12 protein-coding genes are annotated in these 15,225 nt (G+C 59.9%); 10 read left to right on the top strand and 2 right to left on the bottom strand.

Annotated features, from left to right (window positions below):
• The 3 genes from BFL40_RS13815 to BFL40_RS13805 all read left to right on the top strand — a co-directional run.
• On the top strand, nucleotides 1–786 hold a 786-nt coding region (locus tag BFL40_RS13815; protein ID WP_071484259.1), incomplete at its 5' end, for an integrase core domain-containing protein.
• 745 nt (nucleotides 787–1,531) lie between these two features.
• A complete protein-coding gene (olsB, locus tag BFL40_RS13810; protein WP_049709576.1) occupies nucleotides 1,532–2,287 on the top strand; it encodes an L-ornithine N(alpha)-acyltransferase in 756 nt (251 codons plus the stop codon).
• A complete protein-coding gene (locus BFL40_RS13805; protein ID WP_071484519.1) occupies nucleotides 2,287–3,078 on the top strand; it encodes a lysophospholipid acyltransferase family protein in 792 nt (263 codons plus the stop codon). The genes olsB and BFL40_RS13805 overlap by 1 nt, the downstream gene beginning before the upstream one ends.
• Before the next feature lie 52 nt (nucleotides 3,079–3,130).
• On the opposite strand, the gene BFL40_RS13800 is transcribed toward BFL40_RS13805, so the two are convergent.
• Nucleotides 3,131–3,715, bottom strand: coding sequence for an acyl carrier protein phosphodiesterase (locus BFL40_RS13800; RefSeq protein ID WP_071484518.1), 585 nt, complete (start codon nucleotides 3,713–3,715; stop codon nucleotides 3,131–3,133).
• Between the two features lie 154 nt (nucleotides 3,716–3,869).
• Between BFL40_RS13800 and BFL40_RS13795 the strand changes: the two genes are divergently transcribed.
• Genes BFL40_RS13795 through BFL40_RS13785 form a run of 3 tightly spaced genes read left to right on the top strand, consistent with a single transcriptional unit; the run spans nucleotide 3,870 to nucleotide 6,458 of the window.
• Nucleotides 3,870–4,196, top strand: coding sequence for an ArsR/SmtB family transcription factor (locus BFL40_RS13795; RefSeq protein ID WP_071484517.1), 327 nt, complete (start codon nucleotides 3,870–3,872; stop codon nucleotides 4,194–4,196).
• A gap of 13 nt (nucleotides 4,197–4,209) precedes the next feature.
• On the top strand, nucleotides 4,210–5,376 hold the full coding sequence (locus BFL40_RS13790) for an MFS transporter (protein ID WP_071484516.1): 1,167 nt from the start codon (nucleotides 4,210–4,212) through the stop codon (nucleotides 5,374–5,376).
• A 26-nt stretch (nucleotides 5,377–5,402) separates the two neighbouring features.
• Nucleotides 5,403–6,458: an alkene reductase gene (locus BFL40_RS13785; RefSeq protein ID WP_071484515.1), complete on the top strand. Its 1,056-nt coding sequence runs from the start codon at nucleotides 5,403–5,405 to the stop codon at nucleotides 6,456–6,458.
• A 234-nt stretch (nucleotides 6,459–6,692) separates the two neighbouring features.
• Here the strand turns inward: BFL40_RS13785 and BFL40_RS13780 are convergent, their stop codons facing one another.
• Nucleotides 6,693–7,325, bottom strand: coding sequence for a TetR family transcriptional regulator (locus BFL40_RS13780; RefSeq protein WP_071484514.1), 633 nt, complete (start codon nucleotides 7,323–7,325; stop codon nucleotides 6,693–6,695).
• Nucleotides 7,326–7,590: 265 nt separating this feature from the next.
• On the opposite strand from BFL40_RS13780, the gene BFL40_RS13775 reads away from it, so the two are divergent.
• The 4 genes from BFL40_RS13775 to BFL40_RS13760 all read left to right on the top strand — a co-directional run bounded on the left by BFL40_RS13775 (nucleotide 7,591) and on the right by BFL40_RS13760 (nucleotide 15,214).
• Nucleotides 7,591–8,739 (top strand): efflux RND transporter periplasmic adaptor subunit, encoded by a 1,149-nt coding sequence (locus BFL40_RS13775; RefSeq protein WP_071484513.1) that lies wholly within the window; start codon nucleotides 7,591–7,593, stop codon nucleotides 8,737–8,739.
• A gap of 3 nt (nucleotides 8,740–8,742) precedes the next feature.
• Nucleotides 8,743–11,904: an efflux RND transporter permease subunit gene (locus BFL40_RS13770; RefSeq protein WP_071484512.1), complete on the top strand. Its 3,162-nt coding sequence runs from the start codon at nucleotides 8,743–8,745 to the stop codon at nucleotides 11,902–11,904.
• A complete protein-coding gene (adeC, locus tag BFL40_RS13765; protein WP_071484511.1) occupies nucleotides 11,901–13,358 on the top strand; it encodes an AdeC/AdeK/OprM family multidrug efflux complex outer membrane factor in 1,458 nt (485 codons plus the stop codon). Before BFL40_RS13770 ends, adeC begins: the two co-directional genes overlap by 4 nt.
• Nucleotides 13,359–13,516: 158 nt before the next feature.
• A complete protein-coding gene (locus tag BFL40_RS13760) occupies nucleotides 13,517–15,214 on the top strand; it encodes a molecular chaperone HscC (protein ID WP_071484510.1) in 1,698 nt (565 codons plus the stop codon).
• Nucleotides 15,215–15,225 lie beyond the last annotated feature (11 nt).

Genomic DNA, 15,225 nt, shown 5'->3' with positions numbered 1-15,225 from the left:
GCGGTCTATCCCAAACCTCTTCAGAAAGCCGATAACCCCAATCAGCTCTGGAGTGCCGATTACAAAGGTCAGTACCTGACGGGGGATGGTGCCTGGTGTTACCCCTTGACCGTAATGGATCACGCGAGTCGCTTTTTATTGGCATGTGAAAGCATGCCCAGCACGACCTTTCAGGAGGCCAAGGCAGCCTTCGAACGCCTATTCAAAACGTATGGGATGCCTGAACGGATCCGCACAGATAATGGTGTTCCCTTTGCCAGTAGCGGGCGCGCAGGGTTATCCCAGTTATCGATCTGGTGGGCGCGCTTAGGCATCATCCACGAACGGATTCAGCCAGGCAGACCAGAGCAAAACGGGCGGCATGAGCGCATGCACCGAACGCTGAAAAGCACGCTACCAAGACCACCAGAGGTCGATTGGGGAGCTCAACAGAGACACTTTGATCTTTTCATACAGCATTACAATCATGAACGGGTGCATGAGGCCCTCGGGCAGAAAACACCTGGTTCTTGTTACACAAACTCCCAGCGAATGTATCCGGAACAGCTACCGAAAATGAGATATCCGACTCATGTGGAAGCCTACCGGGTGGACTCCAATGGGGTGGTTTACCGAGGGCGGCTCAGAATTTATGTGGGTAATGTGCTCAAGCATGAAATAGTAGGTTTAGAGAGCATAAGCGAAGGTGTTTGGGACATTGTTTTTGGCCCGATTGTCTTGGGCCGCATCGATGAAAAGGATGTAAAGGAAGATTACGTAACACTCAAAGTGATCAGAAGTAAGTGACCTGGTGTTACCCATGTGACTGAACTCTTTTGTTACCTATGTGGTTGATCCCTTCACTTGCCCCACCACTCGGCACCTCGCTGTGGCTCGGTGTGCCCGCACTCCGGCACGGCTGCGCGGGGCGCCTGAGATCAAGATCAAAAAGATCAAAAGCAGAGCACGGCGGCCTGAAAGCCGACCTGAGTGGTGTAGATCAAAAGCGGTAAAACATGTGGGAGCGGGCAAGCCCGCTTCCACATTTTTAATCTCCATCCATCAGGGAGACTGCAATCTGCCCTGCTTCTGATCTGGCTTTTGCTCCACACCACTCAGGTCGGCTTTCAGGCCGCCGTGCTCTGCTTTTGATCTGCTGTTGATCTTGATCTCAGGCGCCCCATTAACCACGCTGGCCGCACGCAGGCTTGAATCCGTGGGTAACCCGGCAGGACGCCGGGTTAGCCGCGCTGGGCCAAGGATGGCCCATCGCGGCGGCCCACGGATTCAAGCCGGAGTGCGGGCACACCGAGCCTAGGCGAGGTGCCGAGTGGTGGGGCAAGAGCCCTTTGCTTACTTTGGGGCTTTTCCAAAGTGAGTCGCTGTAAGAGCGAAACCCTAAGCCGCCGTTACCTAAATAACGGATATACCCCCGCCCCCCTGTCATCTAAGCGTCACCGGAACTTCATGGAGATGACACCGAGCCTACATAGCCTGACTTTGGACAACAAAGTCGACCGGCCGAAACGTGGCCGGCACTCGGAGACTCGCCATGACTCAGATCGCCCGCATCAGCGACACCGGCAATGAACGCCGTCTGCAAGCCGAACGCCTGATCGGCGCCCAGGCTTTGCAGGAAGCCCAGGCCCTGCGTTTCAACGTGTTCAGCGGCGAATTCAACGCCAAGCTGAAAGGCGCGGAACTGGGTCTGGACATGGATGACTATGATGTTCACTGCAGCCACATCGGCGTGCGCGACTTGAACAGCGGTCGACTGGTAGCCACCACCCGTTTACTGGACCACCAGGCCGCCAGCACCCTGGGCCGGTTCTACAGCGAAGAAGAATTCAGCCTGCATGGCTTGCTCCACCTGCAAGGCCCAATCCTGGAAATCGGCCGCACCTGCGTCGACCCGGCCTACCGCAACGGCGGCACCATTGCTGTGTTGTGGGGCGAGTTGGCAGAAGTACTGAACCAGGGCGGCTACAGCTACCTGATGGGTTGCGCGAGCATCCCGATGCACGACGGCGGCATCCAGGCCCACGCGATCATGCAGCGCCTGCGCGAACGCTACCTGTGCAACGAACACCTGCGCGCCGAACCGAAAAAACCACTGCCGGCGCTGGACCTGCCGTCTAACGTGATCGCAGAAATGCCGCCACTGCTCAAGGCTTATATGCGCCTGGGTGCGAAGATCTGCGGCGAACCGTGCTGGGACGAAGATTTCCAAGTGGCCGACGTGTTCATCCTGCTCAAGCGCGATGAGCTGTGCCCGCGTTACGCCCGCCACTTCAAGGCAGCCATGTGATGAGCCGTATTCGGGTGTACGGGCGCATTGCCCGCGTGCTGTTGGTGGTGGCGCTGGGCTTGAGCATGGCCAGTGTGTTTGGTGTGTTTGAGCGTTTGGGCGTGGCCAACTCGATGGTGCGGCGCCAGCGCTGGTCGCGCTTCTTTATGGCGCGGCTGACCAACGCCCTGCCCTTTCGCGTGACGGTGCACGGTGAATTGCCGACGCAACCGATGCTGTGGGTGAGTAATCACGTGTCCTGGACCGATATTCCGCTGTTGGGCGCCGTGACGCCGATGTCATTTCTGTCCAAGGCCGAAGTGCGCACCTGGCCGGTGGCTGGCTGGTTGGCGGCCAAGGCCGGTAGCCTGTTCATTCGCAGGGGGTCGGGCGACAGTCAGTTGATCCGCAAACAGATGACCCGTCATCTGGAGCAACAGCACCCACTGCTGATGTTCCCCGAAGGCACCACCACCGATGGGCGCAGCCTGCGTACCTTCCACGGGCGTTTGCTGGCCAGTGCGATTGATGCGGATGTGTCACTGCAACCGGTGGCGATTCGTTATCTGCGCGGCGGTCAGGTCGACCCGCTGGCACCGTTTATTGGCGATGATGATTTGCTGTCGCACCTGATGCGTTTGTTTGGCAATGATCAGGGCGACGTAGAGATTCATGTGCTCAAGCCGATTGCCTGTGCCGGGCAGGAACGTGCGGCGCTGGCGTTCCAGGCGCAGCAGGCAGTGCAGAAGGCCTTGTTTGGGCCGGTACCGGAAGCAGAGCAGTTACCCGTGCGGCCAGCCTTCGCAGCCTGAAGTGATGTGAACACAGGTCAAAATGTGGGAGGGGGCTTGCTCCCGCCCACATTTAGTTTTGTGCTGTCAGTTGGATTTGTGCGAACGCTTGCAACTCGGGATAAAACAGCCGGAAGTCTTCACTCAACGGCTCATACAAAAGCCGCAACTCCTGCATCGCATGCCCCAACTCCTCGGGCTGTGTCAGCCGCCGCGAAATCCCCCTCAACACCTGCTCCATCACTGCAAATTCGCGGTACGAACCCAGCCAATCATCCGCGGCCATATACGGCGCAATCTGCGCCAAGCGCCCCGGCAACTGCGGCTCAGCCGCCAGCACGCGGTACACCTGCGACGTGAAGCGCTCCAAAGGCTGGTCGGCATAAAGCGCCCAATCCCGCGCGAGGCAGTGATCGAAAAACACATCGAGGACAATCCCGGCATAACGCTTGCGGGTCAGGCTGAAACGCGACAACGCCTCTCCCACCAGCGGGTGGCTGTCGGTGAAGCGGTCGATTGAGCGGTGCAGTTGAATCGCCGACTCGATTTGCGGGCTGAACTGGCCCTGCAGGCGACCTTTGACGAAGTCGCCATAGAGGCTGCCCAGCAGTTGTGCAGGAAGTTGGCCGCCCAGGTGCAGATGTGCGAGATAATTCATGGCGCGCAGTCTATCACTGCCACAAACATATCGTTATAACCCGATATACCGATTCAATCTGGTTTAAGACCAAAATCATATTGGTATATCGGGATAGACCGATTTAAAGTTCGCCTCATCGCGATATAACGTTTCAAGAAACCGAGCAACTGCCATGTCCATTGACCTCGACGAAATAATAAAAGCCCTGGCGCACCCAGTACGGCGAGACATCCTCAACTGGCTGAAAGACCCGAAAGTGCAGTTCCCCGAGCAACTGCACAACCATGAATACGGCATCTGCGCCGGGCAGATCGACCAGCGCTGCGGCTTGTCCCAATCAACCGTGTCGGCCCACCTGGCCACGCTGCAACGGGCGGGATTGATCAGCAGCCAAAAGGCCGGGCAGTGGCACTTTTTCAAACGCAACGAGGAAACGATCCAAGCGTTCCTCGATGCGCTTATCACTGAACTCAGCGCTGAAGCCCGCGCATCGCTGTAACAAGGAAACCAAAATGCCCCTCTCGCTACTCATACTGGCCCTGAGCGCCTTCGCCATCGGCACCACCGAGTTCGTCATCATGGGCCTGCTGCCTGATGTGGCGGCGGACCTGGGTGTGTCGATTCCCGGCGCCGGTTGGCTGGTGACCGGCTACGCCCTGGGCGTGGCCATCGGCGCCCCCTTCATGGCACTGGCCACCGCCAAGCTGCCACGCAAGGCCGCCCTGGTAGCGTTGATGGGCATCTTTATTGTCGGCAACCTGCTCTGTGCCCTGGCCAGCGACTACAACGTGCTGATGTTTGCCCGTGTGGTCACCGCGCTGTGCCATGGCGCCTTCTTTGGTATCGGTTCGGTGGTCGCCGCCAACCTGGTGCCGGCCAACAAACGTGCTTCGGCCGTGGCCTTGATGTTCACCGGTTTGACCCTGGCCAACGTGCTCGGCGTTCCGCTGGGCACCGCCCTGGGTCAGGAAGCCGGCTGGCGTTCGACCTTCTGGGCCGTGACGGTGATCGGGGTGGTGGCGCTGATCGGCCTGATCCGCTTCCTGCCGGCCAAACGTGACGAAGAAAAACTCGACATGCGCGCCGAACTGGCCGCCCTCAAGGGTGCAGGCATCTGGTTGTCGCTGACCATGACCGCACTGTTCTCCGCATCGATGTTTACCCTCTTTACCTACGTTGCCCCGCTGCTCGGCGATGTCACCGGCGTATCGCCAAAAGGCGTGACCTGGACCCTGCTGCTGATTGGCCTGGGCCTCACCCTGGGCAACATCATCGGCGGCAAGCTGGCGGACAAGCGTCTGGCAGCCACGTTGATCGGCGTGTTTATCAGCATGGCGGTGGTCTCCACTGCGCTGACCTGGACCAGCGTCGCGGTGATCCCGACTGAAATCACCCTGTTCCTGTGGGCCACTGCCGCGTTTGCCGCCGTCCCCGCGCTGCAAATCAACGTGGTGACCTTCGGCAAGGCCGCACCGAACCTGGTGTCCACCCTGAATATCGGCGCCTTCAATATCGGCAACGCCCTCGGCGCCTGGGTCGGTGGCAGCGTGATTGCCCACGGCTTCGGCTTGACCAGCGTGCCCTTGGCGGCGGGTGCCCTGGCGGTCCTGGCCCTGCTGGTGACCTTGATTACTTTCCGTCAGGGCGGCGATGCCGACCTGGCCCCTGCGACCAACTGATCAACTTAAAGAGAAGGTATTTTCCAATGACGACTATTTTCGATCCGATCAAACTGGGCGACCTGGAACTGTCGAACCGTATCATCATGGCGCCGCTGACCCGCTGCCGCGCTGATGCCGGTCGCGTGCCTAACGCGCTGATGGCCGAGTACTACGTGCAGCGCGCTTCCGCCGGGCTGATCCTCAGCGAAGCCACCTCCGTGACGCCGCTGGGCGTGGGCTACCCGGACACTCCGGGCATCTGGTCCAACGACCAGGTTCGCGGCTGGGCCAATGTCACCAAGGCCATTCATGGCGCGGGCGGCAAGATATTCCTGCAACTGTGGCACGTCGGCCGGATCTCCCACGAGTCTTACCTGGACGGCGAAACGCCGGTGGCACCGAGCGCGATCCAACCTAAAGGCCACGTCAGCCTGGTGCGCCCACTGGCCGACTTCCCTACCCCGCGCGCCCTGGAAACCGCTGAAATCGCCGACATCGTCGACGCCTACCGCACCGGCGCCGAAAACGCCAAGGCCGCAGGCTTTGACGGCGTGGAAATCCACGGTGCCAACGGCTACCTGCTTGACCAATTCCTGCAAAGCAGCACCAACCAACGCACCGACATCTACGGCGGCTCCCTGGAAAACCGTGCACGCCTGCTGCTGGAAGTGACCGACGCTGCCATCGAAGTCTGGGGCGCCGGCCGTGTGGGTGTGCACCTGGCACCACGCGCCGACTCCCATGACATGGGCGACGATAACCTGGCCGAAACCTTCACCTACGTTGCCAGCGAACTAGGCAAGCGTGGCATCGCGTTCATCTGCTCGCGTGAAAAAGAAGGCGCTGACAGCCTCGGCCCACAACTGAAAAAAGCCTTCGGCGGCCCATACATCGCCAACGAACGCTTCACCAAGGACAGCGCCAACGCTTGGCTGGCGGCTGGCAAGGCAGATGCGGTGGCCTTCGGCGTACCGTTCATTGCCAACCCGGACCTGCCCGCTCGCTTGAAGGCCGATGCGCCGCTGAACGACGCGCACCCAGAAACCTTCTACGGCAAAGGCCCGGTCGGCTACATCGACTACCCAACGCTGGCGATCTGATCTAAGCCACTGAAACGAAAAAGCCCCGGTTCGCAAGAACCGGGGCTTTTTCATGGGGGCCGGGAAACATTCCTTCACAGCCTTGCAACAATATCACTACAAAATACTTAGGCGGCTACCTATCAACCACCCGCCAGCCCGTATATAAAGTCACCCCACCAATCAGGCAAAGGGACGATTGACCGTCTCTAGTCTTTACTGTTGACACAACTAGACGCAATTACGCATTTTGTCTTAATTGCGCAGGCTGGGGCTCAAGCGCAGCATGTCCAACCCGGTGTCAACCCAACGCTCGGCGTCCTGATGCAGCTGAAAACTATCGGGCACCAGCAGCCATTGACCAATCAGCCCATTGATATAGGCATGAATGCACACCGCACCGCGGGTGGTATCGAGGTTTTCCGGAAGTTGACCACGATGGACCGCATTGCGCAGCGTCAGGCCAATGCGCAAGTTGCACTCAAGACTATGGGTCTGGCGCTGACGGCGCATGTCACACATTTCATCGGTGAATTCGCACTTATGGAACAAAATTTCGTTGATGCGCCGGGTTTTAGGATCCAGGGCAACCTGATGAAACAGATGAATCAGCAGCTTGCGCATACAACCCAGCGGGTCGACTTCATCCTCGCTTTCACTCGCCCGGGCCAATTCGTCCAAGGGTTCGTGCAGCGTGTCGAGCAGCGCCTGCAGCAAATCGGACTTGTTGCTGAAATGCCAGTAGATAGCACCGCGCGTCACACCGGCCAGCGCAGCGATGTCCGCCAGCGTGGTCCGCGCGACGCCGCGCTCATAAAAGGCGTGCTCGGCGGCTTCGAGAATCTGGCTGCGCGTTTCCTGAGCTTCCTCTTTGGTACGACGAACCATGGCAGTAAAACCTCAATCAGGACACTGTGGATGGTGCTTGACCATCATCTGAATAATTGTGGGACGACGCCGTCATGGGCGCCGAACGGACTAGAATCGAGGCTTTCAGCGGTGCTTTGTCAACATTCCGCGCAGCCTGTCAAGAGTTTACAAACAACCATGAACGTAAGTATATTGCGTAGCAAGCTACTTATCCACTCACCGCTTGTTTTTTACCCTTCCACACTTCTTGTGCGCACTCTGCGCGCCTGACCCGAGGATCTTCATGCAACTTAAGCCAGCTGTTACCGCTCTGGTCACCGCCGTCGCCCTGGCATCGCTGCTCAGCGGATGTAAAAAGGAAGAAGCGGCTCCGCCCGCTCAAACCCCTCAGGTCGGCGTGGTCACTATTCAACCGCAAGCGTTTACCCTGACATCCGAGCTACCAGGCCGCACCACCGCCTACCGCATTGCGGAAGTTCGCCCTCAGGTCAACGGCATCATTCTCAAGCGCCTGTTCAAGGAAGGCGGCGACGTGAAGGAAGGGCAACAGCTCTACCAGATCGACCCGTCGGTGTATGACGCCACGCTTAAAAGCGCACAAGCCAGCCTGACCCAGACCAAGTCGATCACCGACCGCTACAAGCAGTTGGTCGACGAGCAAGCCGTCAGCCGTCAGGAGTACGACACCGCAGTCGCCAACCGCATGACCGCAGAAGCAAACGTTCAAACCGCCCAGATCAACGTGCGCTACACCAAAGTGTTCGCGCCGATCTCCGGGCGTATCGGCCGTTCTTCGGTCACCGAAGGCGCACTGGTCAGCAATGGCCAGACCGATGCCATGGCCGTGATCCAGCAACTGGACCCAATCTACGTCGACGTCACGCAGTCTTCCGCTGAAATGCTGAAACTGCGTCGCGACCTGGAAAGCGGCCAGCTGCAAAAAGCCGGTGCCAATGCCGCCAAGGTCAAACTGACCCTGGAAGATGGCACCGCCTACGGCCAGGACGGTACTCTGGAGTTCTCCGAAGTATCGGTCGACCAGACCACCGGTTCCGTGACCCTGCGCGCCGTGTTCCCCAACCCTGACCACACCCTGCTGCCCGGCATGTTCGTACACGCCCAACTGCAAGCCGGTGTGAACAGCAAGGCCATCCTGGCACCGCAACAAGGCGTGACCCGTGACCTCAAGGGTATCCCGACCGCGCTGGTGGTGAACCAGGACAACAAGGTCGAGCAGCGTGTCTTGGTCGCCAACCGTACTGCCGGCGCCTACTGGCTGGTGGAAGATGGCCTCAAAGCCGGTGACCGTGTGATCACCGAAGGCCTGCAGTTCATCAAGCCGGGCATCGAAGTCAAGGTCAAGGACGCTGACAACGCCAAACCCGCCGGTACTGCTGCTGCGCCTGCTGCCGCTGCTGGTAAAGGGGAGTAATTCATGTCGAAATTTTTTATCGACCGTCCCATTTTCGCCTGGGTAATTGCCCTGGTGATCATGCTGGTCGGGGCACTGTCGATCCTGAAGTTGCCCATCAACCAATACCCGGCCATTGCGCCAACCGCCATCGACATCCAGGTGACCTACCCTGGCGCGTCCGCACAAACCGTGCAGGACACCGTGGTGCAGGTCATCGAGCAACAGCTCAACGGTATCGACAACCTGCGTTATGTCGCCTCGGACAGTAACTCCGACGGCAGCATGACCATCACCGCGACGTTCAACCAGGGTACCAACCCGGACATCGCTCAGGTTCAGGTGCAGAACAAGCTGAACCTGGCGACCCCACTGCTGCCGCAAGAAGTGCAGCAGCAGGGCATCCGCGTAACCAAGTCGGTGAAGAACTTCCTGATGGTGATCGGTCTGGTGTCGGAAGACGGCAGCATGACCAAGGACGACTTGTCCAACTACATCGTGTCCAACATTCAGGACCCGATTTCCCGTACCGCGGGTGTAGGCGACTTCCAGGTCTTCGGTTCTCAGTACGCCATGCGTATCTGGCTCGACCCGGCCAAGCTGAACAACTACCAGTTGACGCCGGTCGATGTCAGCAGCGCGATTGCTGCACAAAACGTACAAATAGCCACCGGCCAATTGGGCGGCCTGCCTGCCCTGCCCGGCACTCAGCTGAACGCCACCATCATCGGTAAGACTCGCCTGCAAAGCGCTGACGAGTTCGGCAAGATCCTGATGAAGGTGAATACCGACGGCTCGCAAGTTCGGCTGCGCGACGTTGCCCGCATCGAACTGGGCGGCCAGAACTACAGCATCAGTGCGCAGTTCAACGGCAAGCCGGCTTCCGGTATGGCGATCAAGCTGGCCGCGGGCGCGAACGCCCTGGACACCGGCAAGGCGATCCGCGCGACCGTGGCGTCCCTGGAACCGTTTTTCCCGCCAGGCATGAAGGCCGTGGTGCCGTATGACACCACGCCTGTCGTCACCGAATCGATCTCCGGTGTAGTTGACACACTGGTCGAAGCGATCGTGCTGGTGTTCCTGGTGATGTTCCTGTTCCTGCAGAACTTCCGCGCCACCATCATCACCACCATGACCGTACCGGTGGTATTGCTGGGTACCTTCGGGATCCTGGCCGCGTTCGGCTTCACCATCAACACCCTGACCATGTTCGGTATGATCCTGGCCATCGGCTTGCTGGTGGATGACGCCATCGTGGTGGTGGAAAACGTCGAGCGGGTGATGGCCGAGGAGCATCTGTCGCCGAAAGAAGCGACGGTCAAGTCCATGGGCCAGATCCAGGGCGCCCTGGTGGGTATTGCTCTAGTACTGTCGGCGGTACTGTTGCCGATGGCGTTCTTCGGTGGCTCCACCGGTGTGATCTACAAACAGTTCTCCATCACCATCGTTTCGGCCATGGCGCTGTCGGTACTGGTTGCCCTGATTTTCACCCCGGCCTTGTGCGCCACCATGCTCAAGCCAATCGACCCGGAGAAACACGGCCAACCCAAACGCGGCTTCTTTGGCTGGTTCAACCGCACCTTCGACAGCGGCGTTCTGAAGTACGAGCGTGGCGTCGGCGCCATGATCAAGCACAAGATCCCGGCGTTTCTGGTGTATGCGCTGATCCTTGCCGGCATGATCTGGATGTTCACCCGTATTCCAAGCGCGTTCCTGCCTGAAGAAGACCAGGGTGTAATTTTTGCCCAGGTGCAGACACCGGTCGGTTCGTCGGCTGAACGTACGCAGAAGGTCATCGACGACATGCGTGCCTTCCTGCTCAATGACAAGGAAGGCGAGCCTGGCGAAGGCAAGGCTGTGAAGTCGGTGTTTACCGTGAACGGGTTCAACTTCGCCGGCCGTGGCCAAAGCTCGGGCCTCGCGTTCGTGATGCTCAAGCCGTGGGGTGAGCGCGATGCGTCCCAGTCGGTATTCGAGGTGGCCAAGCGTGCCCAGGGTTACTTCTTCGGGGCCTTCAAGGACGCCATGGTATTTGCCATCGTGCCGCCTTCGGTTCTGGAGTTGGGTAACGCCACCGGTTTCGACGTGTTCCTGCAAGACCAGGGCGGCGTCGGCCACGATAAGCTGATGGCTGCGCGCAACCAGTTCCTCGGTGCTGCGGCACAAAGCAAGATCCTGGCAGGTGTGCGCCCTAACGGCGTGAACGATGAGCCGCAGTACGAACTGACCGTTGACGACGAGAAAGCCAGCGCCCAAGGCATCAGCCTGTCGGATATCCAGAGCACCCTGGCGATTGCCTTGGGTGGTAGCTACGTCAACGACTTTATCGACCGTGGTCGTGTGAAGAAGGTGTATGTGCAGGGTGACGCCGCTAGCCGGATGTCCCCGGAAGACCTGGATAAATGGTACGTGCGCAGCACCTCCGGGAAGATGGTGCCGCTGTCGGCCATCTCTTCGGGCAAGTGGATCTACGGCTCGCCGAAGCTCTCGCGTTACAACGGTGTAGCGGCGATGGAAATCCTCGGTACTCCCGCACCTGGTTACAGTACCGGTGACGCGATGGCGGAAGTCGAGCGCATTGCCAAAGACCTGCCGGCCGGCGTTGGTTACTCCTGGACCGGTCTGTCGTACGAAGAACGTCTGTCCGGTTCCCAGGCGCCTGCGTTGTACGCCCTGTCGCTGCTGGTAGTGTTCTTGTGCCTCGCGGCACTGTACGAAAGCTGGTCGATCCCGATCGCGGTGATTCTGGTGGTGCCACTGGGTGTGATCGGTGCGCTGATCGCCACCAGCCTGCGCGGGTTGTCCAACGACGTGTTCTTCCAAGTGGGCCTGTTGGTAACGGTGGGCCTGGCAGCGAAGAACGCCATCCTGATCGTAGAGTTCGCCAAAGAACTCCATGAACAAGGCAAAGGCATCGTCGAGGCGGCCATCGAGGCGTCCCGGATGCGTCTGCGGCCGATCATCATGACCTCCATGGCGTTCATGCTCGGCGTACTGCCACTGGCGGTTTCCACCGGCGCAGGTTCGGGCAGCCAGCACGCGATCGGTACCGGCGTAATTGGCGGTATGATCACGGCCACTGTCTTGGCGATCTTCTGGGTGCCGTTGTTCTTCGCAACCGTGTCCGCCGCCGGCGAACGTAAAAAGACTGACACTACTGAAACTCCTAAAGAGGCTGGCCAATGAGCAAGTCGCTACTTTCCTTAGCCGTCACGGCATTCGTGCTCAGTGGCTGCTCGCTGATACCTGACTATCAGCGCCCCGAAGCGCCGGTTGCAGCACAGTTCCCGCAGGGGCCGGCGTATTCGTCGGCCCAGGCGCCGAGCCAGGCCGCTGCCGAGCAAGGCTGGAAGCAGTTTTTCCATGATCCGGCCCTGCAACAGCTGATCCAGACTGCGCTGGTGAACAACCGCGACCTGCGTGTCGCGGCCCTGAACATCGACGCCTACGCGGCGCAGTACCAAATCCAGCGTGCCGACCTGTTCCCGGCCGTGTCGGCCACCGGCAGCGGCAGCCGCTCGCGCACGCCGGCCAAGCTGTCGAGCACCGGCGAATCGACGATCGCCAGTCAATACTCGGCCGGTCTCGGGATCAGCTCTTACGAGTTGGACCTGTTCGGCCGCGTGCGCAGCCTGAGTGAAGAAGCACTGCAAAAGTACTTCGCCACTGAAGAAGCGCGTCGCAGCACCCAGATCAGCCTGGTGGCCAGCGTGGCCAACGCCTACCTGACCTGGCAGGCCGACAAGGAACTGCTCAAACTCACCCAGGACACCCTGGGTGCCTACGAGCAGAGCTACAAGCTGACCTCACGCAGCAACGAAGTCGGCGTGGCCTCGGCTCTGGACCTCAGCCAAGCGCGCACCTCGGTGGAAAACGCCCGCGTGGCACTGGCGCGCTACACCCGCCAAGTGGCCCAGGACGAAAACAGCCTGACGCTGCTGCTGGGCACCGGCCTGCCGGCGAACATCGCCAGCAAGCCGCTGTCGGATAACCTGCTCAGCGAAGTGCCGGCCGGGTTGCCATCGGACCTGTTGCAACGTCGTCCCGACATCGTGCAGGCCGAGTACAACCTCAAGGCAGCCAACGCCAATATCGGCGCAGCCCGTGCGGCGTTCTTCCCGAGCATCAGCTTGACGGCCAGCGCCGGTACCGCGAGCCCGACCCTGGGCGGTTTGTTCAAAGGCGGTTCGGGCACCTGGTCGTTTGCCCCGCAGATCAACATCCCGATCTTCAATGCCGGTAGCCTGCGCGCAAGCCTGGACTACTCGAAGATCCAGAAAGAGATCAACGTGGCGAACTACGAGAAAGCGATCCAGACCGGCTTCCAGGAAGTGTCCGACGGCCTCGCCTCGCGTGAAACCTACAAGCAGCAACTGGACGCCCAGCGTGGCTTCGTCGCGGCCAACCAGGATTACTACCGCCTGGCTGAGCGTCGCTACCGCATTGGTGTCGACAGCAACCTGACGTTCCTCGATGCCCAGCGCCAACTGTTCAGTGCCCAGCAATCGCTGATCACCGACCGCCTGGCGCAGCTGACCAGCGAGGTCAACCTGTACAAGGCCCTCGGCGGTGGCTGGAGCGAGCAGACTGCGAAAAACGAGTCGTTGAAAGAAGAAGCACCGCCGCTGAAGTTGTTCTGATAGCAGCGTTGTAGAGAAAACCGCTTCCCTTACCGGAAGCGGTTTTTTTATGCCTGGTGATCAAGCAAATGTGAGAGCAAGCCACCTTGCTTTCCCTTCAACCTTTCAGGGTAAAATTGGTAACAGATTCTTACAGACCACAGAGGGAGCTTGTCGTAATGATCGTAGGAATCGACCTGGGGACCACCAACAGTCTCGCCGCCGTCTGGCGCGGCGATGCCGCCGAATTGGTGCTCAATGCCCTTGGCCAGTTGCTGACCCCAAGCGTGGTTGGCCTGGATGATCAAGGTCGCGTCCTGGTTGGCCAAGCCGCCAAGGAACGCCTGCACACCCACCCGCACCTGACCACCTCGCTGTTCAAGCGCTACATGGGCAGTGCTACCGAAGTGCGCCTGGGTGACCGCTCATTCCGCCCCGAAGAACTCTCGGCGCTGGTGCTCAAAAGTCTGAAAGAAGACATCGAACGCACCTACGGCCACACCGTCACCGAAGCCGTGATCAGCGTGCCCGCCTACTTCAGCGACGGCCAACGCAAAGCCACGCGCATCGCCGGTGAACTGGCGGGACTCAACGTTGAAAAACTGATCAACGAACCCACCGCCGCAGCCTTGGCCTACGGCCTGCACCAGCGTGACAAGGAAACCTCGTTCCTGGTGTTCGACCTCGGCGGCGGCACCTTTGACGTATCGATCATCGAGCTGTTCGACGGTGTGATGGAAGTGCGCGCCAGCGCTGGCGATAACTTCCTCGGTGGCGAAGACTTCGACACCCTGCTGCTGGAGCACTTCGTCGACAGCCAGCGTAATGCCCAGGATTTCCCGCCCACCAGCAGCGTTTTGCAAGCCCTGCGCCGCGAAGCCGAGCGCGTGCGCAAAGCCCTGGGCCAAGACGACAGCGCCGAATTCGCCCTGCGCGTCGACGGCCAACAATGGGTCAAAACCATTACTCAGGCGGAACTCGCCAAGCTCTACACACCATTGCTGGAGCGCCTGCGCGCGCCAATCGAACGCGCCCTGCGCGATGCGCGAATTCGCGTCGGCGACCTGGATGAAATCCTGCTGGTGGGCGGCACCACGCGCATGCCGCTGGTGCGCAAACTCGCCGCCGGCCTGTTCGGGCGCTTCCCGTCCATCAGCCTCGACCCGGATCAAGTGGTTGCCCACGGCGCCGCGATCCAGGCCGCACTCAAGGCCCGCTCGGCTGCATTGGAAGAGGTCGTGCTGACCGACGTCTGCCCCTACACCCTGGGCATCGAAACCTCAAACCAGTACGGCGGCCATATCGAAAGCGGCCATTACCTGCCACTGATCGAACGCAACAGCAGCGTACCGGTGAGCCGGGTCAAAAGCGTAGTTACCCTCTACGACGACCAGACTCGCGTGTTGTTGAAGATCTACCAGGGCGAAAGTCGCCTGGTGAAAGACAACATCGAACTCGGCCAGCTGGACATCACCGTGCCCAAACGCAAGGCGGGTGAAGTCTCGCTGGACGTGCGTTTCACCTACGACAACAACGGTTTGCTGGAAGCACAGGTGAACATTCCACTGACCGGCGAGCAGCATTCACTGGTAATCGAGAACAACCCTGGCGTGCTCAGCCCGCAAGAGATCCAGCAACGCCTGCAAGCCTTGGCGCTGTTAAAGATTCATCCGCGCGACCAGCAGGTCAACACCGTGCTGACCGCCCGCCTCGAACGCCTTTACCAGGAAAGCCTGGGCGACCTGCGCGAACAATTCGGGCACTGGGCCGCGCAGTTCCAACAGGTCCTCGACACTCAGGACGAACGCCGCATCCGTGACGCCCGCAGCGAACTCACCCGGCAACTTGAACAACTCGACAACGGGTTCTGGCGCTGAGGAAACACAAC

Origin of the sequence: Pseudomonas costantinii (assembly GCF_001870435.1) — a bacterium.
Classification (GTDB): Bacteria; Pseudomonadota; Gammaproteobacteria; order Pseudomonadales; family Pseudomonadaceae; genus Aquipseudomonas; species Aquipseudomonas costantinii.
This window is presented reverse-complemented; position numbering and strand designations above follow the sequence as displayed.

What these genes read in the sequence shown, in the direction of transcription:
- BFL40_RS13785 (WP_071484515.1), top strand. Translation starts at nt 5,403, where the DNA reads ATGACGACTATTTTCGATCCGATCAAACTGGGCGACCTGGAACTGTCG.
- BFL40_RS13805 (WP_071484519.1), top strand. Translation starts at nt 2,287, where the DNA reads ATGAGCCGTATTCGGGTGTACGGGCGCATTGCCCGCGTGCTGTTGGTG.
- BFL40_RS13780 (WP_071484514.1), bottom strand. Translation starts at nt 7,325, where the DNA reads ATGGTTCGTCGTACCAAAGAGGAAGCTCAGGAAACGCGCAGCCAGATT.
- BFL40_RS13795 (WP_071484517.1), top strand. Translation starts at nt 3,870, where the DNA reads ATGTCCATTGACCTCGACGAAATAATAAAAGCCCTGGCGCACCCAGTA.
- olsB (WP_049709576.1), top strand. Translation starts at nt 1,532, where the DNA reads ATGACTCAGATCGCCCGCATCAGCGACACCGGCAATGAACGCCGTCTG.
- BFL40_RS13775 (WP_071484513.1), top strand. Translation starts at nt 7,591, where the DNA reads ATGCAACTTAAGCCAGCTGTTACCGCTCTGGTCACCGCCGTCGCCCTG.
- BFL40_RS13790 (WP_071484516.1), top strand. Translation starts at nt 4,210, where the DNA reads ATGCCCCTCTCGCTACTCATACTGGCCCTGAGCGCCTTCGCCATCGGC.
- BFL40_RS13770 (WP_071484512.1), top strand. Translation starts at nt 8,743, where the DNA reads ATGTCGAAATTTTTTATCGACCGTCCCATTTTCGCCTGGGTAATTGCC.
- BFL40_RS13760 (WP_071484510.1), top strand. Translation starts at nt 13,517, where the DNA reads ATGATCGTAGGAATCGACCTGGGGACCACCAACAGTCTCGCCGCCGTC.
- BFL40_RS13800 (WP_071484518.1), bottom strand. Translation starts at nt 3,715, where the DNA reads ATGAATTATCTCGCACATCTGCACCTGGGCGGCCAACTTCCTGCACAA.
- adeC (WP_071484511.1), top strand. Translation starts at nt 11,901, where the DNA reads ATGAGCAAGTCGCTACTTTCCTTAGCCGTCACGGCATTCGTGCTCAGT.